The sequence below is a fragment of the Neopusillimonas maritima genome, assembly GCF_003576595.1.
GTDB lineage: Bacteria > Pseudomonadota > Gammaproteobacteria > Burkholderiales > Burkholderiaceae_B > Neopusillimonas > Neopusillimonas maritima.
Genome location: NZ_NQOU01000002.1, coordinates 725360 through 747381, shown reverse-complemented (window position 1 = coordinate 747381; position 22022 = coordinate 725360). Strand labels below are relative to the sequence as shown.

General features: G+C 53.8%; 29 protein-coding genes. 23 read left to right on the top strand and 6 right to left on the bottom strand.

Annotated features, from left to right (window positions below):
• The 3 genes from CJO09_RS08580 to CJO09_RS08570 form a co-directional block, all read left to right on the top strand.
• Positions 1-77: EF-Tu C-terminal domain-related protein (locus tag CJO09_RS08580; protein ID WP_446649917.1), on the top strand; the 77-nt coding region annotated here is incomplete at its 5' end.
• A 65-nt stretch (positions 78-142) separates the two neighbouring features.
• Complete coding sequence (gene rpsJ / locus CJO09_RS08575; protein ID WP_093971156.1) at positions 143-454, top strand: 30S ribosomal protein S10; 312 nt, start codon at positions 143-145, stop codon at positions 452-454.
• Between the two features lie 85 nt (positions 455-539).
• Entirely contained in the window at positions 540-1325 is a 786-nt protein-coding gene (locus tag CJO09_RS08570; RefSeq protein WP_119441951.1) for a sulfite exporter TauE/SafE family protein, read from the top strand.
• On the opposite strand, the gene guaD is transcribed toward CJO09_RS08570, so the two are convergent.
• Entirely contained in the window at positions 1312-2646 is a 1335-nt protein-coding gene (guaD, locus tag CJO09_RS08565) for a guanine deaminase (RefSeq protein ID WP_119441950.1), read from the bottom strand. The two genes, CJO09_RS08570 and guaD, sit on opposite strands and share 14 nt — an antisense overlap.
• A 310-nt stretch (positions 2647-2956) precedes the next feature.
• On the opposite strand from guaD, the gene rplC reads away from it, so the two are divergent.
• The 10 genes from rplC to rpsQ are packed head-to-tail and all read left to right on the top strand — an operon-like array spanning position 2957 to position 7706.
• On the top strand, positions 2957-3646 hold the full coding sequence (rplC, locus tag CJO09_RS08560) for a 50S ribosomal protein L3 (RefSeq protein ID WP_166127800.1): 690 nt from the start codon (positions 2957-2959) through the stop codon (positions 3644-3646).
• A gap of 3 nt (positions 3647-3649) precedes the next feature.
• Positions 3650-4270, top strand: coding sequence for a 50S ribosomal protein L4 (gene rplD / locus CJO09_RS08555; protein WP_114419002.1), 621 nt, complete (start codon positions 3650-3652; stop codon positions 4268-4270).
• Complete coding sequence (gene rplW, locus CJO09_RS08550; protein ID WP_114419003.1) at positions 4267-4563, top strand: 50S ribosomal protein L23; 297 nt, start codon at positions 4267-4269, stop codon at positions 4561-4563. Before rplD ends, rplW begins: the two co-directional genes overlap by 4 nt.
• Positions 4564-5391, top strand: coding sequence for a 50S ribosomal protein L2 (rplB, locus tag CJO09_RS08545; protein ID WP_114419004.1), 828 nt, complete (start codon positions 4564-4566; stop codon positions 5389-5391).
• Positions 5392-5403: 12 nt separating this feature from the next.
• Complete coding sequence (gene rpsS / locus CJO09_RS08540; protein ID WP_114419005.1) at positions 5404-5679, top strand: 30S ribosomal protein S19; 276 nt, start codon at positions 5404-5406, stop codon at positions 5677-5679.
• On the top strand, positions 5680-6012 hold the full coding sequence (gene rplV, locus CJO09_RS08535; protein ID WP_199532349.1) for a 50S ribosomal protein L22: 333 nt from the start codon (positions 5680-5682) through the stop codon (positions 6010-6012).
• Between the two features lie 9 nt (positions 6013-6021).
• On the top strand, positions 6022-6804 hold the full coding sequence (gene rpsC / locus CJO09_RS08530; protein ID WP_114419007.1) for a 30S ribosomal protein S3: 783 nt from the start codon (positions 6022-6024) through the stop codon (positions 6802-6804).
• Between the two features lie 2 nt (positions 6805-6806).
• Positions 6807-7223: a 50S ribosomal protein L16 gene (gene rplP, locus CJO09_RS08525; protein WP_114419008.1), complete on the top strand. Its 417-nt coding sequence runs from the start codon at positions 6807-6809 to the stop codon at positions 7221-7223.
• An 11-nt stretch (positions 7224-7234) separates the two neighbouring features.
• Positions 7235-7426 (top strand): 50S ribosomal protein L29, encoded by a 192-nt coding sequence (gene rpmC / locus CJO09_RS08520; RefSeq protein WP_114419009.1) that lies wholly within the window; start codon positions 7235-7237, stop codon positions 7424-7426.
• Between the two features lies 1 nt (position 7427).
• Positions 7428-7706 (top strand): 30S ribosomal protein S17, encoded by a 279-nt coding sequence (rpsQ, locus tag CJO09_RS08515; protein ID WP_114419010.1) that lies wholly within the window; start codon positions 7428-7430, stop codon positions 7704-7706.
• A 56-nt stretch (positions 7707-7762) separates the two neighbouring features.
• Here the strand turns inward: rpsQ and CJO09_RS08510 are convergent, their stop codons facing one another.
• On the bottom strand, positions 7763-8965 hold the full coding sequence (locus CJO09_RS08510) for a LysR family transcriptional regulator (RefSeq protein WP_158582741.1): 1203 nt from the start codon (positions 8963-8965) through the stop codon (positions 7763-7765).
• A 156-nt stretch (positions 8966-9121) separates the two neighbouring features.
• Between CJO09_RS08510 and CJO09_RS08505 the strand changes: the two genes are divergently transcribed.
• The 6 genes from CJO09_RS08505 to CJO09_RS08480 are packed head-to-tail and all read left to right on the top strand — an operon-like array spanning position 9122 to position 13929.
• Positions 9122-10099 (top strand): ABC transporter substrate-binding protein, encoded by a 978-nt coding sequence (locus CJO09_RS08505; protein ID WP_119441948.1) that lies wholly within the window; start codon positions 9122-9124, stop codon positions 10097-10099.
• Between the two features lie 2 nt (positions 10100-10101).
• Entirely contained in the window at positions 10102-10887 is a 786-nt protein-coding gene (locus CJO09_RS08500) for an ABC transporter ATP-binding protein (RefSeq protein WP_114419013.1), read from the top strand.
• Complete coding sequence (locus tag CJO09_RS08495; protein WP_119441947.1) at positions 10884-11672, top strand: ABC transporter permease; 789 nt, start codon at positions 10884-10886, stop codon at positions 11670-11672. Before CJO09_RS08500 ends, CJO09_RS08495 begins: the two co-directional genes overlap by 4 nt.
• Positions 11669-12469, top strand: coding sequence for an ABC transporter permease (locus CJO09_RS08490; protein WP_119441946.1), 801 nt, complete (start codon positions 11669-11671; stop codon positions 12467-12469). Before CJO09_RS08495 ends, CJO09_RS08490 begins: the two co-directional genes overlap by 4 nt.
• A gap of 9 nt (positions 12470-12478) precedes the next feature.
• Positions 12479-13204 (top strand): class II aldolase/adducin family protein, encoded by a 726-nt coding sequence (locus CJO09_RS08485; protein WP_119441945.1) that lies wholly within the window; start codon positions 12479-12481, stop codon positions 13202-13204.
• Between the two features lie 11 nt (positions 13205-13215).
• The gene (locus tag CJO09_RS08480; protein WP_119441944.1) at positions 13216-13929 is read left to right on the top strand and encodes an isochorismatase family protein; all 714 of its coding nucleotides are present in this window, start codon (positions 13216-13218) and stop codon (positions 13927-13929) included.
• Here the strand turns inward: CJO09_RS08480 and CJO09_RS08475 are convergent.
• Positions 13910-14815 carry a LysR family transcriptional regulator gene (locus tag CJO09_RS08475; RefSeq protein ID WP_119441943.1) on the bottom strand — a complete coding sequence of 302 codons (906 nt, stop codon included), beginning with the start codon at positions 14813-14815 and terminating at the stop codon, positions 13910-13912. The two genes, CJO09_RS08480 and CJO09_RS08475, sit on opposite strands and share 20 nt — an antisense overlap.
• 143 nt (positions 14816-14958) lie before the next feature.
• Between CJO09_RS08475 and CJO09_RS08470 the strand changes: the two genes are divergently transcribed.
• Together CJO09_RS08470 and CJO09_RS08465 are read left to right on the top strand one after the other, a co-directional pair.
• Complete coding sequence (locus CJO09_RS08470) at positions 14959-16170, top strand: CaiB/BaiF CoA transferase family protein (protein ID WP_245961268.1); 1212 nt, start codon at positions 14959-14961, stop codon at positions 16168-16170.
• A 32-nt stretch (positions 16171-16202) separates the two neighbouring features.
• Complete coding sequence (locus CJO09_RS08465) at positions 16203-17135, top strand: hydroxymethylglutaryl-CoA lyase (protein ID WP_119442004.1); 933 nt, start codon at positions 16203-16205, stop codon at positions 17133-17135.
• A gap of 8 nt (positions 17136-17143) precedes the next feature.
• On the opposite strand, the gene CJO09_RS08460 is transcribed toward CJO09_RS08465, so the two are convergent.
• The 3 genes from CJO09_RS08460 to CJO09_RS08450 are packed head-to-tail and all read right to left on the bottom strand — an operon-like array spanning position 17144 to position 19500.
• A complete protein-coding gene (locus tag CJO09_RS08460) occupies positions 17144-17977 on the bottom strand; it encodes an alpha/beta hydrolase (protein ID WP_119441942.1) in 834 nt (277 codons plus the stop codon).
• 18 nt (positions 17978-17995) lie between these two features.
• Positions 17996-18901: an MBL fold metallo-hydrolase gene (locus tag CJO09_RS08455; RefSeq protein ID WP_119441941.1), complete on the bottom strand. Its 906-nt coding sequence runs from the start codon at positions 18899-18901 to the stop codon at positions 17996-17998.
• Between the two features lie 14 nt (positions 18902-18915).
• The gene (locus tag CJO09_RS08450; RefSeq protein WP_119441940.1) at positions 18916-19500 is read right to left on the bottom strand and encodes a TetR/AcrR family transcriptional regulator; all 585 of its coding nucleotides are present in this window, start codon (positions 19498-19500) and stop codon (positions 18916-18918) included.
• A 162-nt stretch (positions 19501-19662) separates the two neighbouring features.
• Between CJO09_RS08450 and CJO09_RS08445 the strand changes: the two genes are divergently transcribed.
• On the top strand, positions 19663-20742 hold the full coding sequence (locus CJO09_RS08445) for a 2,5-dihydroxypyridine 5,6-dioxygenase NicX family protein (RefSeq protein ID WP_119441939.1): 1080 nt from the start codon (positions 19663-19665) through the stop codon (positions 20740-20742).
• A gap of 80 nt (positions 20743-20822) precedes the next feature.
• A complete protein-coding gene (locus CJO09_RS08440; RefSeq protein ID WP_158582740.1) occupies positions 20823-22013 on the top strand; it encodes an amino acid ABC transporter substrate-binding protein in 1191 nt (396 codons plus the stop codon).
• Positions 22014-22022: the final 9 nt, after the last annotated feature.

The window sequence follows — 22022 nt, the reverse complement described above, 5'->3', positions numbered from 1 at the left end:
AAGAAGGTCTGCGCTTTGCGATTCGCGAAGGTGGTCGTACCGTGGGCGCCGGCGTCGTCGCTAAAATTCTTAAGTAATTTTTACTTAGTTTTAAAGGCAAGGGGCGTAAGCCCTTTGCCTACATCGTTCTTTAGGAATCTCCATGAAAAATCAGAAAATCCGCATCCGTTTGAAAGCTTTCGATTACAAATTGATCGATCAGTCTGCGGCTGAAATTGTTGAGACAGCCAAACGTACGGGCGCGGTTGTGCGGGGTCCTGTACCTCTGCCCACTCGTATTCGCCGTTACGATTTGCTCAGTTCGCCTCACGTGAACAAAACAGCACGTGACCAAATGGAAATTCGTACCCATCAGCGTTTGATGGATATTGTTGACCCAACCGACAAGACTGTCGATGCGCTTATGCGCCTTGATCTGCCTGCAGGTGTTGATGTTGAAATTGCACTGCAGTAAATAATTACCGTTTTGGACGCGTAATGGAACGCCATGCTGAATGCATGGCGTTTTGCTTTGCACCTTTTGATTTGGAAAGTGCGTTATGTCCCTGATTCAGGATGCCTGGTTTTATTGGGTGGCGGTACCGGCGGTATTGATTGTTGGCATTGGCAAAGGCGGGTTCGCCGGCGGGCTGGGTATGTTGGCCGTGCCGCTGATGTCGTTAACGGTGTCGCCGGTGCAGGCGGCCAGCATCATGTTGCCCATACTCTGTGTAATGGATATCACCGGCCTGAAGGCGTGGATTCGTTCCTGGGATCGCGAGTTGATGATCAAATTGATACCTGGCGCGATGGTGGGCACGCTAATCGGTTACCTCACATTTGAATATATTAGCGACGATGCGTTGAAGTTGATTCTGGGTGTAATGGCTGTTTTGTTCACTTTGAATCACTGGACGAAAGGTTTGCGGCCTGTCAGGCCGGCAAAAGAGGTACCGCCGCTGCGTGATCATATCTCGGGCGGCTTTTGGGGCATGTTGTCGGGGTTTACCAGCTTTCTTGCCCATGCGGGTGCCCCACCCATTATGATCTATTTGTTACCCAAGCGGCTTGACACCCGCATGCTGGTTGGCACGGTTACCATTTTCTTTGCCATCGTCAACTATGTGAAGTTGATCCCCTACGCCGTTTTGGGCCTGTTGGATGCGACGAATTTAGGAACTTCCCTGGTGCTGTCACCGCTGGCCGTTATTGGGGTTTTGCTTGGCGTATGGCTGCACGACAAGGTTAACCCGCAAGCGTTCTATCGCTTAATGTATACCTTTCTCTTTCTGACCGGTATCAAGCTGGCATGGGACGGCGTTTCAGGGGTGTTTATGCCCCTTTGATAACCCGGCCTGCGCTGTAGACGGTGTCAATAGCGCGATCATCAGCCAGTGTCATTTGAACGAATAAAAGCTCTTCAATCGAGTTGCAATATTGCGTGCGGAATTCCAGTAACGGCGTTGACGCCGGATTCAGAATGACCAAATCAGCCTCCATCCCAGCTTCAATTGATCCTATCTCGTTATCCAGATGCAGTGCCTGGGCCGCGCCGCGCGTGGCTAAATAAAAAGCCTTTGCGGCGGAAACCGAGTATCCGCTTAACTGACCAACCTTGTATGCCTCCCCCATAGATTTCAGCATACATAACGAGGTGCCGCCCCCAACGTCGGTTGCCAGGCCCGTGCGTACCGCCAGGCCGGCTGATTCGGGCTGGAGTGCGCGCTGAAAATTGAAGAAACCGCTACCCAGAAATGTATTCGATGTCGGGCAATGAATGACCGATGAGTCGGTTTCAGCTAAATGATTCCATTCCGTTTCTTCAAGGTAAATGGCATGGCCGAACAGGGCGCGGGGGCCGGTTAGCCCATAGTGAGCATAAACATCGATATAGTTGGCACGATCAGGAAATAATTCCTTTACCCATTCAATCTCGTCTTTATTCTCTGAAACATGGGTTTGCATGTAGGCTGAAGGGTAGGCTTTCCAGAGCGCGCCGGCCGCTTCCAGTTGAGCTTCCGTGCTGGTGGGCGCAAACCGGGGTGAAATCGCATAAGACAGCCGACCCTTTTCGTGCCATTTTTGCAGCAGGGTAAGGGAATCGTCGTATCCCGATTGCGCCGTATCCTGAAGCGCTTCGGGTGCGTTGCGGTCCATTAGCATTTTCCCGGCAATCATACGTAGTCGGCGTGCGTGGGCTTCCTTGAAAAAGGCCTCGACCGAGTTGGGGTGCACCGTGCAGTAAACGGCCGCAGTGGTGGTGCCGTTTCGGGCGAGCTCATCGAGGAATATGCGCGATACCTGCCCTGCGTATCCCAGGTCATCGTACCGTTGCTCGGCCACAAATGTATAAGTATTGAGCCAGTCGATTAGTTGTGCACCGTAGGCCCCGATAATAGGCAGCTGGGGGTAGTGAACATGCGTGTCGATGAAACCTGGAGTGATGAGGTGGTTGGGAAAAGATTTCACCTCGCAGCCTTCCAGCCGTGACGCGCCGTCTGAATAGGCTCCGGCGTACTCAATCGTTCCGTCGTTGATAATGATTAAACCATCGGATTCGTGAACCAATGCGTTTTCATCGCCCACGCTAAACGGGTTGTTGTTGAATGTGATGAACGGCCCTCGGATGGCAAAGCGTTCATTGCAGGCTTGTTGAGTACTCGGCATGCTGGGTGTAAATCCGTGGTTTTGCAGTTGTAGTTATAAATTTTGAAGAAATACGCGTTTCTTGGACAGAACTTTACATGAAATCAAACCGCCCGGTGAAGCGCGTGCTGTGAGGCATAACGTAAGTCTTTTCCAACAAAAGAAAAATACTTATCAAGGCGCTTGCTTAACTTGAGTTACTCATGCTATAGTACGAGGCTAACCAGAAAACGGCTTTGCCTATTTTTGGTATGAAACAAGAATTTTTGTGAATGGCGGTTTTATTCACGCAATTAGCCCCGACCAATCGCAGTCGGGAATGGAGAAAACAATGTCGAACTCGACACCTACGCCTGCCGCGCATCGGCTCGGGCTTGTAGGGCGCAAGGTCGGCATGACCCGTATCTTTACCGAGGAAGGTGAGTCCATCCCGGTAACTGTACTGGACGTGTCGAACAACCGTGTGACCCAAGTCAAGACCCCCGAATCCGATGGCTACGCAGCCGTGCAAGTTGCTTATGGTGCACGTCGTGCTTCCCGTGTTACCAAGCCTCTGGCAGGTCACTTCGCCAAGGCCGGCGTTGAAGCCGGTAACATCGTTAAAGAATTCCGTCTCGACCCTACAAAAGCCGCAGAATTTGCTGCCGGCTCAGTAGTGGCTGTAGAAAGCGTATTCGAAGCGGGCCAAAAAGTCGACGTTACCGGTACCACAATCGGTAAAGGCTTTGCGGGCAACATCAAGCGTCACCACTTCAGTTCTCAGCGTGCTTCGCACGGTAACTCCGTGTCGCACCGCGCACCTGGCTCAATCGGTCAGGCACAAGATCCGGGCCGCATTTTCCCCGGCAAGCGCATGGCTGGTCACTTGGGTGACGTTACCCGCACTATTCAGAATCTTGACATCGTTCGCGTCGACGCCGAACGTGGCTTGTTGATGGTCAAAGGCGCTGTGCCCGGCCACAAGAACGCCAACGTTATTGTGCGCCCCGCAATCAAGATGTCGGCTAAGAAAGGAGCGTAATAAATGGAACTCAAGCTCCTGAATGATCAAGGTCAATCAGCTTCCACCGTCGCTGCGCCCGACACCGTATTCGGTCGCGACTTCAACGAAGCGCTGGTCCACCAGGTTGTGGTGGCCTTCCAGGCTAACGCCCGCAGCGGCAACCGCGCCCAGAAAGACCGCGCTGAAGTCAAGCACAGCACCAAGAAGCCCTGGCGTCAAAAAGGTACGGGCCGCGCCCGCGCCGGTATGACTTCCTCGCCCATCTGGCGTGGAGGTGGCCGTGCATTCCCGAACTCGCCGGATGAAAACTTCAGCCACAAGGTCAACAAGAAAATGTATCGCGCCGGTATTCGTGCGATTCTTTCCCAGTTGGCTCGTGAAGGTCGTATCTCTGTTGTTGATTCGTTCCAGCTCGACACCCCAAAAACCAAGCAGGCAGCCGCCAAGCTTAAAGGTATGGGTCTCGAGTCGGTTCTCATCATCACTGATGCGCTGGACGAAAACGTTTATCTCGCTACGCGCAACCTGCCACACGTTGCGGTAGTTGAACCGCGTTATGCCGATCCGCTTTCGCTGATCCACTACAAGCAAGTGTTGATCACCAAGCCGGCTATCGCTCAACTCGAGGAGATGTTGGGATGAACGCCGAACGCTTAATGCAAATTATTCTGGCACCCGTGGTTACTGAAAAAGCCACCCAGGTTGCCGAGCAAAATCAGCAAGTCGCTTTCCGCGTCGCCGCTGACGCCACCAAGCCGGAAATCAAGGCTGCCGTTGAATTGCTCTTCAAGGTTGAAGTGGAATCTGTCCAGGTTCTGAACCAGAAGGGTAAGGAAAAGCGCTTTGGCCGTTTCATTGGTCGTCGTCGCAATGAGCGCAAGGCTTATGTCTCGCTCAAAGAAGGCCAGGAACTCGACTTTACGGAGGTGAACTAAATGGCACTCGTAAAAGTCAAGCCAACCTCGGCAGGCCGTCGCGGCATGATCAAGGTGGTGTCGCCCCAGTTGCACAAGGGTGGCCCATTCGAAGGTCTGCTGGAAAAGAAAAAGCGCGGTTCCGGCCGTAACAACAATGGTCACATCACGGTACGTCACCGTGGGGGTGGTCACAAGCAGCACTATCGCCTTGTCGACTTCCGTCGCAACAAAGACGGTATTGTCGCCAAAGTAGAGCGTCTGGAATACGACCCGAACCGCACTGCGCATATTGCGTTGCTGTGCTACGCCGATGGCGAGCGCCGCTACATTATTGCGCCCCGCGGCCTGGAAGTCGGTAGCACACTGTTGTCCGGTAAAGATGCACCTATTCGTGCCGGCAACGCTTTGCCTATCCGTAACATTCCCGTCGGTTCCACTATTCACTGCATCGAAATGCAACCCGGCAAAGGCGCGCAAATTGCCCGTTCCGCCGGTTCGTCAGCGGTTCTGCTGGCGCGCGAAGGGGTTTATGCCCAGGTTCGCCTGCGTTCCGGTGAGGTTCGTCGCGTTCATATCGACTGCCGCGCAACCATTGGTGAAGTGGGTAATGAAGAACACAGCTTGCGTCAAATCGGTAAAGCCGGTGCCATGCGTTGGCGCGGTATCCGCCCCACCGTTCGTGGTGTGGCAATGAACCCGATTGATCACCCGCATGGTGGTGGTGAGGGACGTACTGGCGAAGGCCGTGAGCCGGTTAGCCCATGGGGCACACCGTCGAAGGGTTATCGTACTCGTCGTAACAAGCGCACGGACAACATGATTGTCTCGCGTCGCAAGCGCAAGTAAGGGGCGAACTAAATGGCACGTTCTATCAAAAAAGGCCCATTTGTCGATGCGCATCTGCTCAAGAAAGTAGATGCCGCAGTCGAGGGCAAAGACAAGAAGCCGATCAAAACCTGGTCGCGCCGTTCCACCATCCTGCCCGAGTTCATTGGGCTGACGATTGCTGTGCACAATGGCCGCCAGCATGTTCCCGTTTACATCAACGAGAACATGGTCGGTCACAAGCTCGGCGAGTTCGCGCTGACCCGTACGTTCAAAGGGCATGCAGCGGACAAAAAGTCCAAGAGGTAAGTGATGGAAACTACAGCAAATATTCGTGGCGTTCGTATTTCTGCGCAAAAAGCACGTCTGGTTGCGGACATGATCCGTGGCAAGTCGGTGGCCCAGGCGCTCAATATTCTTACGTTTACGCCTAAAAAAGCCGCGGGCATCTTGAAGAAAGCCCTTGAGTCCGCGATCGCCAACGCCGAACACAATGACGGCGCCGATATCGATGAACTGAAAGTCACGACAATCTATGTCGATAAGGCTGAGTCATTGAAGCGTTTCTCGGCCCGTGCAAAAGGCCGCGGTAACCGCATCGAGAAACAGACTTGCCACATCGTGGTCAAGGTCGGCGCGTAAGGAGTCGCAATGGGACAGAAAGTACACCCAACCGGGTTCCGCCTCGCGGTCAATCGTAACTGGACTTCTCGTTGGTACGCCGACGACAAGGCTTTCGGCGGTATGCTTGCCGACGATATCCGCGTGCGCGAATACCTGAAGAAGAAATTGAAATCCGCTTCGGTCGGTCGAGTCGTTATCGAACGCCCCGCCAAGAATGCCCGTATTACCGTCTACTCGGCTCGCCCGGGTGTGGTAATTGGCAAGCGCGGCGAAGACATCGAGAACCTCAAGGCCGATTTGCAGCGCCTCATGGGCGTGCCTGTGCACGTGAACATCGAGGAAATCCGCAAGCCTGAAACAGACGCTCAACTCATTGCCGACTCCATCGCGCAACAGCTGGAAAAACGTATCCAGTTCCGTCGCGCCATGAAGCGGGCCATGCAAAATGCCATGCGCCTCGGTGCGCAAGGCGTGAAAATCATGAGCTCGGGCCGTTTGAACGGTATTGAAATTGCCCGTACCGAATGGTATCGCGAAGGCCGTGTGCCCCTGCACACCCTGCGCGCCAACATCGACTACGGCACTTCCGAAGCCGCGACAACATACGGCATCATCGGTATCAAGGTCTGGGTCTATAAGGGCGACATGTTGCCTAACGGCGAAATGCCTCCTGAAGCAGCCGCACCGCGCGATGAAGAACGTCGTTCACGTCGTCCTCGCGGCGAGCGTCCTGAGGGTCGTCGTCCGGCGCGTGGTCGCGGGCCTCGCAAGTCTGATGCTGCTACAGCAGCACCAGCTGAAGGAGAATAATTATGTTGCAACCGTCACGCAGGAAATACCGCAAAGAGCAGAAAGGCCGTAATACCGGTCTGGCTACGCGCGGTGCACAGGTGTCGTTTGGTGAGTTCGGCCTGAAAGCAACAGGCCGTGGCCGTTTAACGGCTCGCCAAATCGAAGCCGCTCGTCGTGCGATCAACCGTCGTATTAAACGTGGTGGCCGTATCTGGATTCGTGTATTCCCCGACAAACCCATTTCCCGCAAGCCTGCTGAAGTGCGTATGGGTAATGGTAAGGGTAATCCGGAATACTGGGTCGCTGAAATTCAACCCGGCAAGGTGATTTACGAAATGGAAGGTGTCAGCGAAGAGTTGGCGCGTGAAGCGTTCCGCCTGGCCGCGGCCAAGTTGCCGATTTCCACGACGTTCGTCAGCCGTCGTATCGGTGCTTAAGGAGAAACGTTATGAAAGCCAGCGAACTCCGTTCCAAGGAAAAAGATGAGCTCCAGACAGAGCTCGAGAGCCTGCTCAAGGCACAGTTTGGTCTGCGCATGCAGCGTGCTACTCAGCAACTCTCCAACACCAGTCAGTTGGGCAAAGTACGTCGCGACATCGCGCGTGTTCGTACCGTCATGACTGAGAAGGCAGGAAAGTAATATGAGCGAAACTCAAAACACCACAGCCAAGCGCCAGCGTACTCTGGTTGGCAAAGTTGTCAGCAACAAGATGGATAAAACCGTTGTCGTTCGCGTAGAGCGTCGCGTTAAGCATCCTGTTTATGGCAAGATTGTGATTCGTTCCGGCAAGTACAAAGCGCACGACGAAACCAATCAGTTCAACGAAGGCGATATCGTCGAAATTGCTGAAGGTCGTCCTATCAGCCGCGATAAAGCCTGGACGGTTACTCGTCTGATCGAGGCTGCACGCGTTATCTAAACGCGTTGTCGTCCCGTAAAAAGCCAGGACTGCATTTTTGCAGTGCCTGGCTTTTTTTATGTGCGTTCCGCGATAAGTACGCCCTCGGCCGCCGTCTCAATATGTTGCATGAGTTTTTCGCATAACGCCGACGGTTGGGCATCGCGGCGTAAGATAAAACCGATTTCCCGCTCAGTGCCGGGAAGGTCAACATTCAGCACCTTGACCGAGCCGGATGCAATCTCATAGGCCAGGTACTCAGGTGATACAGCCGAAATGGCGTCGCTGCTGTACAGCAAGCCGCGCAGCAAACCCAGGTCGCCGGCTTGAGCAACCACGCGGGGCGATTCAAGCTTCAAGCGTCGAAACACATCGTTCAGCAATTCTCGTGTGGGCGCACCGCGGTCGCGCAATACCCAGGGATAGTGAAGGAGCGTTGCCGGGTCAATGAAGTCGTGATGTGTCAGTGGGTGGTCGGCGCGTGCCACAACGACCAGACGGTCCCGCCCGATAACCCGAATTCGGAAGTCGCGATGAAAATAGTCGGCGCTTAGCCCGGTTAGAATGAAGTCAATCTCGCCCGACTGCACACCCGCGAACAGCACTTCGAAAGGCGCGTCTACCATTGAAACCTGCACATCGGGGTGCCGGCTGCTCAGTGTTGAAATGGCTTTGGGCAAGACCCGCGTGCGAAGTGAAGGGAGCGCCGCAAATTGGATTTTGCCGGCAATTTCCCCACGCAACTGGGCGATATCCGCTTCCAAATGGCGAAGTTCCGCCAAGACACGCCGCAGTCTGAAAATTAACAGTTCACCGGCTTCGGTAACGATCATCCCCTTGGCGGTGCGGCGAAACAGCGAGAGCCTCAATGTGTTTTCGGCATCGCGTAAAAGTGCGCTAACCGCGGGTTGGGTCAGCCCCACTACCGCTGCAACACTGGGCATGTGTTTCATTTCCCTGAGTTTCACCAGCGCATGAAGTTGTCGTTCGCCGACGACCATAGAAAAAATGGGTGCATTGGTGGAAACCGCATAAGGTGCGAGTTCGACGCGGGCAAAATCCAGTTCGGCGGCAACCCGCCGGGCGCGTTTGTAGGCGGTCTGGCCGAAATGGGTGGGCGCCATGCCGGTGGCCTGACGTTCAAATAACGGTGCCCGGAATCGTCGCTCCAGTAAAAGTATGGCGTTACCGACGGCGGCGGGGGTGCGTAATAGGCGATCGGCAGCCTGCGCGATGCTGCCTTCTTCCACCACGGCAATCAATGCGCGAAGGTGGCGCATACAGTTTTTTTCATGCATGAAGGCGTTTTATGATTGAGCGAAAACTAGATCAATAAGAAAAATTTGGGTCATGTGAAGCATAACTTGGTTCCAGTTTGCTCAACAAGTCCCTAAAATCGATTTTAGAAATTCTATAAACGCATTCAGGAGACAACCATGCGACCGTTTCTAAAAACGTTGGGCTGTGCCTTATTTTCTGCTGTTTTTCTTTATTCATCAGGAGCTTATGCGGATCCCGTAAAAATTCGCGTGGGTCATGGCTCGGCTGCAGAGGAGCCCCTTTGGACGATGAAGGCCGCTCCGGAAGTTACGCCGAACCAGGGCAAGTCATATGATCTTGAATATGCCCTCTTCCGTGGTACCGATAAACGTTTTCAGGCTTTTGAGGCGGGTGAGCTGGATATTGCCACGGGGTCGGCCCACAGCGTCATGATGGCGGCGGCGGCAGGGGTAAAGTTCAAGGTCATTGCGTCTCTCTCCCGCGAGGGCGGTGAGAACGGTTTTGCCACCCAGTACATGGTCATGGACGACTCAGACATCAAATCCATTGCCGATTTGAAAGACAAAACCATCGGCATTAACGGTGCGCGCTCGTCGGCCGAAATCTGGGCTCGCCTGGCATTAGCCAAGAACGGTTTGAACCCGATGCGTGATGTGAAATGGGTGGCATTGCCCTTTCCAAGCCAGGGCGAGGCGGTGCGGGCCGGCAAGCTCGATGTGGGCGCATTCCCTCAACCCTTTGCCGCGTTTGAAGAAGGCCGGGGTGGGATGCGTACGGTATTTACCTCTACCGACGGTATCGGCCAGCAGGAAGACTTGATGCTCTTGCTGGTGAAAGAAACGTTCCTTCAGGAACATCCTCAAGTGGTGCGTGATTTCTTAAGCGATCTGGTGGCGGCGACCGATTACTACGTTAACAGCCCCGAGCAAAGTCATCAAAAATTGATCGACGCCAAGTTCGTGAATATTCCGCTGGAGATGTCGCTGAACATGCGCAAGTATGAGCACCCCATGGACGCCAAGGTTGATCAGTCTTCCATGGAAAAAATGGTCGATACACTTCAGGAATTTGGCTACATTAACGGCGACCTCGACCTGAAAACCGTGGTCGACATGAGTTATTTGCCGGAGTAACGATGTCGGAGGGATATCTCAAGGCGCAGGGCGTTTCCAAGACCTTCATGCGCAACGGTCAGGCGATTGTTGCGCTGGAAGCATTTGATCTTTCCATTGCCGAAGGTGAGTTCGTCAGCATAGTGGGTCCGTCGGGGTGCGGGAAAAGCACGTTTCTGCACATGGTCGGTGGCTTTGAACCCCGCAGTGCGGGAACGATTACGTTGGCCGGTACGCCGGTTTCACGTCCCGGGCCCGACAGGGGCATGCTGTTTCAAGACTATGCGTTGTTCCCCTGGCGTACGGTGTTGGGCAATGTGACCTGGTCGCTTGAGGTGAAAGGCATACCGAAAGCGCAACGCGTTGACCTTGCGCGCAAGTATATCGACATGGTGGGTTTGTCGAAGTTCGAGAATGCTTACCCGGCTGAATTATCGGGCGGCATGCGACAACGCGTGGCGTTGGCCAGAACGCTGGTGTATGAGCCGCAAATGTTGCTGATGGATGAGCCGTTCGGGGCGCTTGATGCGCAAACCCGCGAATTGATGCAGGAAGAACTGACCGACATCTGGCAAGCGAACCGGCGTACCGTGCTGTTCGTGACTCACGATATTGAAGAAGCCCTGTACCTGAGTGATCGGGTTATTGTGTTTACTGCTCGTCCGGGGCGCATAAAAGCGGATATGCGTGTGAATTTACCGCGTCCGCGTAGCGCCTCAATTCGCAAAAGCCCCGAGTTTATCGAGTACTACACGCAAATATGGGATATGTTGCGCGATGAGGTGCTGCGCGCCAGAGAGGCGGCATGACATCCCGGCCCAATAACAACAACGCATTGCGTTGGGTGGCCGGATTGGCGCTGCCCGTGGCGTTATTGCTGGCCATGCAACTGACGTCGGGGCAGGAAGGCATGCCGCGATATGTGGTTGCACCCACCGACATCGGCGCAACGTTATGGCAATTGCTGGTAAGTGGCGAACTGGTCAGTGATGCGGTCGCGTCGGCATACCGGTCCTACAGCGGTTTCCTGCTGGGTGCGGCCTTTGGAGTGGGCCTGGGGCTGTTAAGTGCGGTGTGGCGCCAGGCCGAAGCATTCTTCGATCCTTTGGTTTCAACTTTGTACCCGGTGCCAAAAATTGCGTTGTTGCCGGTCATTATTACGTGGCTGGGGTTTGGTGATGTTTCCAAGGTAGTGCTGATTGCATTGGCCGTATTCTTTCCTACTTTTATCAACACGTTGTATGGCGCGCGTGCGACCCCGGTAAGCCTGGTTTGGGCCGCTCGCAATATGGGTGCCGGCCGATTCTATATTTTCCGGCGCGTGGTGTTGCCGGCGGCGTTGCCGCAAATATTCACCGGATTGCGCTCGGGGCTGGCATTGTCATTCGTTGTGTTGTTTGCCGCTGAAATGGTGGGGTCGAACGATGGGTTGGGCGACATGATTATTCGTGCCGAAGAAGCCATGCGCTACGACTGGATGTATGCCGCCATATTAACGATTGGATTACTGGGCTTTCTGAGCGACCGGGTTCTGCTTGTAATTCGACGCAAACTGTTGGCCAACAAGTATCCAGGGGAGGCGGCGCGATCATGAAGCAACGTCTTTACGCTACGGTACGCCGCATGTTGGCAACGTTGTACCCGTTGGTGGTGTTGGCTATTGTGTGGGAAATTTTGTCCCGCTCGGGTTGGGTCTCATCCAGGCTTATGCCGCCGCTGGAGAAAATCTTTTCGGCGTTTATTACCGGAGTTGCCAACGGCGAACTGATCTATCACGCAACCGTGTCGTTTTCACGGGCCATCAGCGGTTTTGGGCTCGCTATTGTGGTGGGTGTTTTGCTGGGGGTGCTCATGGCGCGGGTGCGTTGGTTCGAATGGATGTTTGAGCCTATTTTTTCGTTTGGTTATCCGGTACCGAAAATCGCACTCTATCCAGTCTTTATTTTGCTTCTGGGGTTTGGCTCTTCGTCAAAAATCGCCCTGATTGCGCTGGAGTGCACGTTTCCCATTGCGGTGAACACGTACTTTGGTATTCGTGCCGTGGCCCCCCGCTTTATCTGGAGCGCGCAAAACATGGGGGCCGGTCCGTCGCGCATTTTCTTCAAAGTTTTGTTGCCCGCTGCATTGCCTTCAATTATGTCGGGTATTCGGGTTGCCTTGCCGCTTTCCATGGTGATTGTGGTGATTACCGAAATGATTGGGGAAAGTTCGGGCCTGGGGTATTACATTTCTTACGCATCCGCCTCGTTTATGTATGCGTCGTCGTATGCCGGGGTGATTGCCGTTGCCATGATTGGTTTCGTTATGGACCGAACCTTGGTGATGATTCGGAATCGCATCCTTTTCTGGGAGCCCAGCGGCGCGGCGCAGGCTTCAAAACTTTCTTTTTAAGAGTCTGTCATGGTGCTTGAAGAACAACTGGATCAATTGGCCATTGCGTGTCGTGTATTGGAAATGGAGGGTCACGGCGATATGACATTAGGTCATTTGTCTTTGCGTGACCCCGAAGGACGTGGGTTTTGGTTAAAGCGCAATGCGCGCGGGTTGGGTGAAATTCTGACGCACAAGGATTTTGTGCTGGTGAGTTTCGACGGCGAGAAGCTGGCCGGGGAAGGCGGTTTACACTCCGAGTGGCCGATTCATTCGGAAATTTTGCGTTTGCGCCCCGATGTGCAGGTGGTTGCTCATACTCATCCGTTCTACGCCAGTGTTTTGTCGGCTTTTGATACCGAGTTGTTGCCGTTTACGCTGGATGCCGATTATTTCGACGCACTGCCCTGCCACAGTGACGACGTGGCGTTGCTGAAAACCAAAGACGACGGTATCGCCCTGGCGCGAACGTTAGGCGCGCATTTTGCCGTGCTGATGGCCAATCACGGCGTGACTTTCTGCGGTACGTCAATTGCCCATGCGGTGTGTGTGGGTGTATTCCTTGAAAAAGCCGCCCGCACGCATGTACAAGGGATGCAGATTCGCGCCGATGCCGGTTTTCCAGACGCTGAAATTCGAGAGCGCCGACGTCATCAGATTATGACCTCGGTGCACGTTGAGCATTCCTGGCACTACTTTGTACGCAAGTTGCAACGCGTTGAGCAAGTGAATGGTCTGGCCGGGCTTTACAGTTAACAGGATTTCAGATGGGTCTGATTGATACGCTACTTTCTTCGTTACCCGAGCGCGATCGCGATGTCATGTCGCAATCGGGCTACGGTGCCACCATGGGTTTGGGGCAACGGCCCGTATTACTGGTGGTGGACGCCACCTATGGTTTTTGTGGTGATCGGCCCGAGCCTGTTCTGGAGTCAATCAAGCGCTGGCCTAATTCATGCGGGGAAGAGGCCTGGCTGGCACTGGCGCAAATTGAACGTTTGTTGAACGTGTTTCGTGCGCAGCAGCGCCCCGTTTTTTATACCCGGGGTGCTTACCGTGACGATAAATGGGATATGGGGTCGTGGTTATGGAAGCATGCCCGTTCACGCCCTGAAGAGGCACCACCGCCGGTTTCCGCGCATCATCATGACGATATCGTTGAGGCGATTGCGCCGCGCGAAAGCGATATTGTCATCGGAAAACAAAAACCCTCGGCATTTTTCTCCACGCCGCTGCAATCCTATTTAACGTTGGTCGGCGCCGATTCACTGGTGGTGGCGGGCGGAAGCACGTCGGGTTGTGTTCGGGCAACCGTGGTCGACGGCTTCAGTGCGAATTATCGGATTGCCGTGGCCGCCGACGCCTGCTTCGATCGCCTGCAGTCCAGCCATGCTATGAGCTTGCTGGACATGCATGCGAAATACGCCGATGTGCTGGAAACCGATGCGTTGATTCAGCAGATTAAGTCGTTGCAGGGCTAACATAGTTGTGCGCCATGTGCGCAACCAATAATTGCGCAGCCGGCGATAACGAGGCCCGAGACCGGACACATAAATGCAATTGCCGTTTTGCCCAGGGCTCATCCAGTTCGAGTATGCGAATGTGCAGGGCCTTGGCCTGTGTTTGCGCAACGCGGCGCGGCAAGATGCCGGTGCCCAGATCCGCCTCCACCATTAAACACAGGGCGTCGTAACCGGAAACCTGAAAGCGGCAGCGCCAGGTGCGGTTCAGGGCCAGCGCGGAGCGGGTTAATTGCAGGTTCATCTGGCTGCCGTGCGGTAACCCCACATAAGGGAAGTCTAGAGTTTCTTCGAAACGGACCTTGCGCCGTTTGGCCAGCGGATGATGCCGCGACGTAATAATGGCCAGTTCGTCGGAGCGGTAGGGTAAATACGTTAAGTCTTTAATGGGTTCATCCATGACCAACACGCCGATGTCGGCCGTGTTCTCGGCTACCGCTTGCGCAATTTCCGTGCTCATGCGTTCGGCCAGGTCGATTTGAATGTGGGGGTAGCTTTTAAGAAAGGCGCCCAATTCTGCGGGTAGAAATTGGTTGATGGCCGATAGATTGGCGTGAATTCGGACATAGCCTTTTTCACCTGAACCATAATCCTGAATATGGGTTTCCAGTGCGCCCAGATCGTTAAGGATGCGGTGCGCACGATCAATTAACGCGCGGCCGGCCGGTGTCGCCTTCAAGCCTTTGTTGCTGCGTTCCACCAGTGCGACACCCATTTGCTCTTCAAGATCGCTAATGCGTCGGCTAATTGCGGCCGCAGCAATGTGTTCTTGCTCAGCCGCCGCACTAATGGTGCCGGCCTGAATGACGCGGATAAACAGTTTGAGCGATTTCGGATCCAAAGCCATAACAAAAAGCGATAATAAGGGGTCAATTTTGATGGTTTATAGATTCATCATCGCATAAAACGATGATGGTATCGAAAATAACCGCTTTACAGTCAAGGTCGGTTAACGGGAAGATGACGGAAAGCGTAAAGAATGAGGAAGCTATGACGCAGGATAAGCAGGAAACCCCCATGGCGCTGGAAGGCGTTAAGGTACTGGAACTTGGCGCGCTGATTGCCGGCCCGTATGCCAGTACGTTATTGGCGCAATTTGGCGCTGAGGTGATCAAAATTGAACCCCCGGAAACGGGTGACCCGTTGCGCACCTGGCGCAAGCTGCACAACGGCACGTCGTTATGGTGGTATTCGCAGAGTCGAAACAAGAAGTCGGTTACGCTGAATTTGAAAGATCCCGAGGCGCAGGAGATGGTGCGCAAGTTGGCGGCTGAGGCCGATATCGTGATTGAGAACTTTCGGCCCGGTACGTTGGAAAAATGGGGCTTGGGTTGGGAAACCTTGTCGGAATTGAATCCGTCTTTAATCATGGTGCGTATCTCAGGCTATGGGCAAACCGGCCCGTATAGTCAAAAACCGGGGTTCGCAGCGATTGCGGAATGCATGGGCGGGTTGCGCTATGTCACGGGCTACCCCGATCGTGCACCGGTACGCACCGGCGTGAGCCTTGGCGATACGCTGGCTTCGCTGTATGGGGTGGTGGGGGCGCTGATGGCGCTGTATCACATTAAAGCCAATAAAGGTCAGGGTCAGTTTATTGATGTGGCCTTATACGAAGCGGTGTTTGCCGTGATGGAAAGCCTGATTCCCGAATACGCCGCCACGGGCACCATACGCGAGCGAACCGGCGCGGCGCTGCCGGGTATCGTGCCGTCCAACACCTATTTGTGTAAAGACGGCAACTATGTGGCGATTGCCGGCAACGGCGACGGGATTTTCAAGCGGCTGATGAATGCCATTGGCCGGCCCGATTTGGCCGAGAACCCAGAGCTTGAACATAACGACGGCCGTGCGCGGCATACGGAAATGCTGGACGGCGTCATTGGCGACTGGGCTGCCGAAAATCAATTGCAGTATGTGCTGGACACATTGGATGCCGCATCGGTACCGTGCGGGCGTATTTATACCGCCAAAGATATCTATGAAGACGCGCATTATCAGGCGCGTGAAATGATTCAGCGTTTTGAAATGGCCGATGGCGCACCTATCGACTTGCCCGGCATTGTGCCCAAGCTCAGCCAAACCCCGGGCCGCACCCGTTGGCTGGGTCCGGAATTGGGGCAGCACACTCGCGAAGTGCTGGAATCCATTGGTGTGACGCCCGAACAGTACGAAAAAATGAAACAGGCCGGCCTGGCGTAATGGCTGCGGTGGGCCCGAAACAGGAAATGGATATGCAAGAACGACAACGTGTTTACATACAGGAAGTATCGGTACGTGACGGGTTTCAAATTGAGGCCAAGTTCGTCCCTACGGAACAGAAAATCGAACTCATCAACGCGTTAAGCCGCACTGGTTTGGCCAAAATTGAAGTCACCTCATTCACTTCGCCCAAAGCTATTCCCAACCTGGCGGATGCCGAGGCCGTGATGAGCCAAATCGACCGTATGCCCGGCGTGGTGTACGCGGCGCTGGTGCCCAATGTGCGTGGCTGCGAGCGCGCGCTGGCTTGCAATGTGGATGAAATCAATTTATTCATGTCGGCCAGCCGAACGCATAACCTGGCCAATATCCGCATGACGCCCGAGCAATCGCTGGAGCAGTTTCAGAAGGTGGCGGATTTTACCGGCGATAAGGCGATGTTGAATGCTTCGGTGTCAACGGCCTTTGGTTGCCCTTTTGAAGGTGAAGTGCCGGCCGACCGCGTGATGGATTTAATTCAGCGTTATGTTGATATGGGCATTCAGGGTGTGAGCCTGTGTGACACCACGGGCGTGGCCAACCCCACCCAGGTGCGCGAGTTGTGTGAGCGGGTACGCAAACGCTGGCCTTCTTTGCTGTTAACGCTGCATTTCCACGATACGCGTGCAATGGGCTTGCCCAACGTGATGGCTGCGCTCAGTGCCGGGGTGGATCGCTTCGACGCCTCGTTGGGCGGCTTGGGCGGCTGCCCTTATGCGCCGGGCGCCAGCGGCAATGTTTGCACCGAAGACATGGTGCATATGTTGGAGGCCATGGGCTATGACACGGGTGTGGCGCTGGAGCCGTTGCTGGATATTGCACGCTTGTTGCCCGAGATTGTGGGGCATGAGGTACCGGGCCAGGTCATGAAGGCGGGGCCGTATACAAGGCGGTATCCAGTGCCGGAGTCGGTTAAGGGGATGTGAAAACGGGGTTAGCGCTTTAAAAGCCTGTTTGACCAGTCATTGAGAGCGGTCGCCCACAAACCGTCCACATCCCCAGCCGCATAACTTGCCGTGAAGTGGTTGCACCCCGGCAACTCAAGCGTTTCAACCGGAATGTCGTGCGCCTTCAGCGCGGCTTCCATTTCCTGGCCTTGGCGCTTTAAATGCGGGAAGTCTTCTTCTCCCCACGTGAGCAGGAAGGGCGGTAACCCCGATTTCAGATTTTTTATGGATGACGCGGCGGTGTCGGCGCCCACCTCGGGCGGCCCCAGGAAACGGGGCCGAATCGCCATCCCTGCATCTTCACCAAAATAATAAATGCCCGATATGGGCGCGCAGCCTTTTACTTGAGCGGAACACGCCATGCCGGGCACCGCCTCTTCAACAACGGCCAGAAGGGCGGCGTAATGTCCGCCCGCCGAATGACCGCTGACAAAAATTTTCTTGGGATCGCCGCCGTATTCGCTGATGTTTTTGCTGACCCAATCCAGCGCACGGGCGGCGTCTTGAAAGCCAACGGGGAACAAATGATTGGGTGCCAGACGATAGCCTGCTGAGGCAAACGTGATACCCAGTTTGTTCAGCGCGGGGGCGATGAAGTACATCCATTCTTTGTAGCCGTTAGTCCAGCCACCGCCGTGAAAGAAAAGCAGCACGCGGCCGTCGGGGTTTTCGGCAGGGAAAATGCCGATGCTTTGATAAGGATCTTCGCCGTAATTGACTTCAATGGGTTTCAGGCCCTTGGCCCGTTCAAGCAGATAGGCATGGTACTTAACCATGTTCTCGTTAAACGGTTCTTGTGCGGGGTAGCGTTCAATATCCATTATTTAACCTTTCTTTGCTTACACAAACCGATACCGATACACATGCCCCCGGGCTGCATCGGGGTCATCGTGTTTTACAACCTCGATTTTTCCTGCGTTCGGCGAAGGAAAGTGTGCCGGCATAACCGTGGTGCATTTGTGTGCCAGCTCGGCCATGGCATTTAAACGGGTGGCGCGTGACTTCAACGGATCGAGGCAAAACCGTGTGTTCCAGTGCGGGTAACAGCATTGCAAAGGGTGGTGGAAAAGGTCGGCTGTAATAAGGGTTGGCTCTGACACATCGTCAATTTCAACGCCCACATGCCCGGGCGTGTGCCCTGGCAAGGGAACCAATCGGATTCCAGGTACGATTTCGTGATCCATGTCGACCAAATCAGCCTGGCCGGCGTGGAACAGGGGCCATACTGAATCGCCAATGTAGTCGCCCGAGCGAACCAGCGCCGGGTGCCCCTCATTTTCTTTCCAGTAATCCCATTCCGGGGCGGTGAACAGATAGCGTGCATTGGGGAAAGTGGGTACCCATTCTTTGCCGTTGAAGCGTGTATTCCAGCCAACATGATCAACGTGCATGTGCGTTGATAAAACGATATCGATATCTTCAACGCCAAGGCCCAGACTTTCCAGCCCTTTCAGCCAGTTCCATTGTTGTTCGTGGAACTCTGATCGAACGCGTTGTTTGCAGTCGCCCACACAGGTGTCAATCAAGATTTTGTGGGTTTCTGTTTCCAGCAAAAACGACTGAATCGTAATGACCAGTTTGTCGGTCTCCGGATCGTAAAAATGCGGTACCAGCCAGTCGATGTTTCGGGCGATTATGTCTGGATCGGAATCGGGGAAAATCTCTGCAGGGCGAAGCAGTGGGTCGCTTGATTCAATGATGCGCGAGATCTTAACCTGGCCAAGTTGGGTGGTGGTTGTCTTCATCGTTTGAAATGCCGTTAGTTCTGCGGTTCAGCATACGAGAGTATGAGTTTACTGAAGAAGTCGAGATCCGCCTTTGATGTAATTTTCTTCTTTGTAAGATAAAAATTAATAGCATGTCCGTCGAAGGCCATTAATAGCAATGTTGCAATGGCCTGGATTCGTTCAGGGGCCAAATTCGACAAGCTGTTGCTCAACATCTGGCATAGTCTGTTTTCTACTGAAAGCCGTAGCGCCGGGCTGTAGCCTTCATTACTTGTTGCCGTTGATAGTGCCTGAATAAGGTTGTTGCTGAACCCCTTGTCTGCTGCGGGCAAGTCTCGCCACATTGTCGTCAAAATTCGCTGGAGTTTCTGTTCGTTCGTGCTCAAACGGTTTAAGGCTCTTTCCAGTTTGGCCATTCGTTCGTCCAGCCAGCCTTCATACAAGGTGAACAAAATTTCCAGTTTGGATGGAAAGTAAACGTAAATGTTGGCCGGTGAAGAGCCAGCCAACTTCGCGATCTGGGGTATTTTTGTACTGGAATACCCGTATTCCATGAAGCATTTATATGCGGCATCCAAGATTGCCTGCTTCATTTCCGGCTTTTTTACCTGAGCCACATCACCCCCTAAATATCTAATTTTTTTAATGTTACCTCATGGTAATCAAATTATCTTAAATAAGGAACGTTATTCGGTATTGACTTGCTTTTGGTATGTCAGTAAAGTCGTTCAAAGTGGGATGTTTTTCAGGTGGCCCATAGAAAAAGCAAGGAGATCAACATGTTGCAGGCAGACATCAGAACGCAATCGACGAATCCAGCGAAGCTTGCCGGGTTGTTCAAAAAGCAGTTCGAGCTATGCAAGGTTAAACCGGGAGAAACGATTGCAATTGTGAGCGACCTGGGCACCCGACGAGAATACATTGAGGCCTCATTCGCTGCAGCAGAAGAGCTTGGCGCCGATATTTATGAAATGTGCGTGAATGCCATCCCTACCTGGACCAGCGTGGGTGTGGAAACAGTGGGTAAATGCAAGGGCACGCTGGAGGCCTTGATGCAATGTGACATGGTCTTGATATTTCACGTGCCGCTGTTCAGTAGTTGGCTGAAGAAGGTAATGGATAACGGCGTTCGTATACAGATGATTATCGACGCCCCCGACGATCTATATGCTTTGCAGTCTCCGCCCGGTTTGAAAGAAGCGCTGCTGCACGCCCACAAACTGTACGAGAATACAAAGCAGGTGCGTGTAACCAGCAAGGCCGGAACCGACTTTACTTATGAGCGTGGCGAGTACCCCGTAATGAGCCAATACGGGTTTGCAGATGAACCCGGGCATTTCGATCACTGGGGTGCAGGCTTTCTTCATACGTTTCCCAATGAAGGTAGCGCAAATGGCACGCTGTATATACAGCCGGGCGATATTGTTATTTTGCCGTACAGCCGCTACATTCAGGACGAAATTATTGTCGAGGTTCGCGACGGGCATATCGTTTCCATCGAGGGTGGACTGGATGCCACTTTGATGCGCGAGTGGTTGGAAGACGGTAAGGATTTCCCCGAAGACCGCGACCCATTCGCTATTTCGCATTTGGGCTGGGGCTTGAATCCACAGGCTCGTTGGGACAGCATCGCGTTGTATGGTGATTCGCCCGAGCGAAACCGCGCGGCAACACGAGCGTTTCCGGGCAACTTCCTGTTTTCGACAGGCCCCAATACGCAGGGGGGGGGCACACGCAAAACGCGCGGCCATTACGACCTTCCCATGCGCGGGTGCACCATAGAGCTAGACGGTAACCGGATCATCGAAGACGGCAAGGTGCTTGATCCGAAAATGATTGTGCCACGGGAACGGCGTTAAACATCCCCGCACAAAAAGTGGAAGTGGCTGGGCAACACACCTTCAGTAAGCAATAAATGAAAACATCATCGGAGACAACTATGACGACACGACGCACGTTTTTGAATGTGGCTTTGAGTATTGGCCTGGCCGCAAGTATGTTTGGGGCGGCGGCTGCCGAGAAACCGCCTGTTCGTATTGGCTTTTCAATGTCGCAAACGGGGCCGTTTGCCAATGCGGCGCAAGACCAATATGCCGTTTATGAAATGTGGCGCGATGAGGTCAACGCGCGTGGGGGCATCGACGTTGCCGGTGAAAAGCGCTTGGTTGAGTTTGTCGAATACGACAATCAGTCCCGGCCGGAAATGTCGGTACGCATCTATGAAAAACTCATTACCGACGATAAGGTGGATTTGCTGATTGCGCCCTGGGGCACGCCGTTCCAGATTGCCCTTGCGCCGGTCGTGGAAAAGTATAAATTTCCGGTGGTTGGAAACACATCGGCCTCCGTCATGTTGCGTGAGGTGAAGCCCGGTTATATTTGGTTTCCCACCGCAGCCATACCCGATGTCATGGCGGTGGAACTGACCAAGCTGATGCAACAAAACAATGTTAAGTCGGTCGCCATCATGGCCAACGTGCTGTCGCTGACCAAAGAGCTGAAAACCTTTATTGAGCCCGAGCTTAAGAAGGCCGGAATAGAAATAAAGTTCAGTACAGAGTACCCGCCCAGTATTAAAGACATGACACCCATGTTGGCGCAAATCAAAGAGTTGAACCCCGATGCGGTGTTGGCGCTTTCCTATCCCGGCGATTCTGTTTTATATGGCAAGCAGGCTAAGGAAATAGGCATATCCAGTCCATTTCAATTCGTGGCGTTGGGCGCGTCGGCTGCTTTTTATCGTAAAGCCCTCGGTGATTCGGCCAATGGTTTTGTAACGATTGGCCACTGGGCACCGGATAACCCAGAATGGAAAAATGCGCGCAAGTTTTACGATAATTACGTTGCACGCTACAACCAGGAGCCCGACTATTTGAACGCTTCGCTGGCTTACTTGTCTTTGGAGATTCTGGAGCAAGCGGTTGCCAAAGTGGGTCTGGATAAAGAAAAGCTGCGCGAGACAATTGCCACCGACACGTTTGAAACCATTAATGGAAAGGTGAAGTTTGAAGGCGTGCAAAACGTTATTACCCCAACGGCATTCCTGCAAATTCAGGATGGGCACCTGAAGCTGATTTGGCCTGACTCAATTGCCACCAGCAAGTTCCAGCCAAAAGCGGCTATTAAATAATAAGCGCCC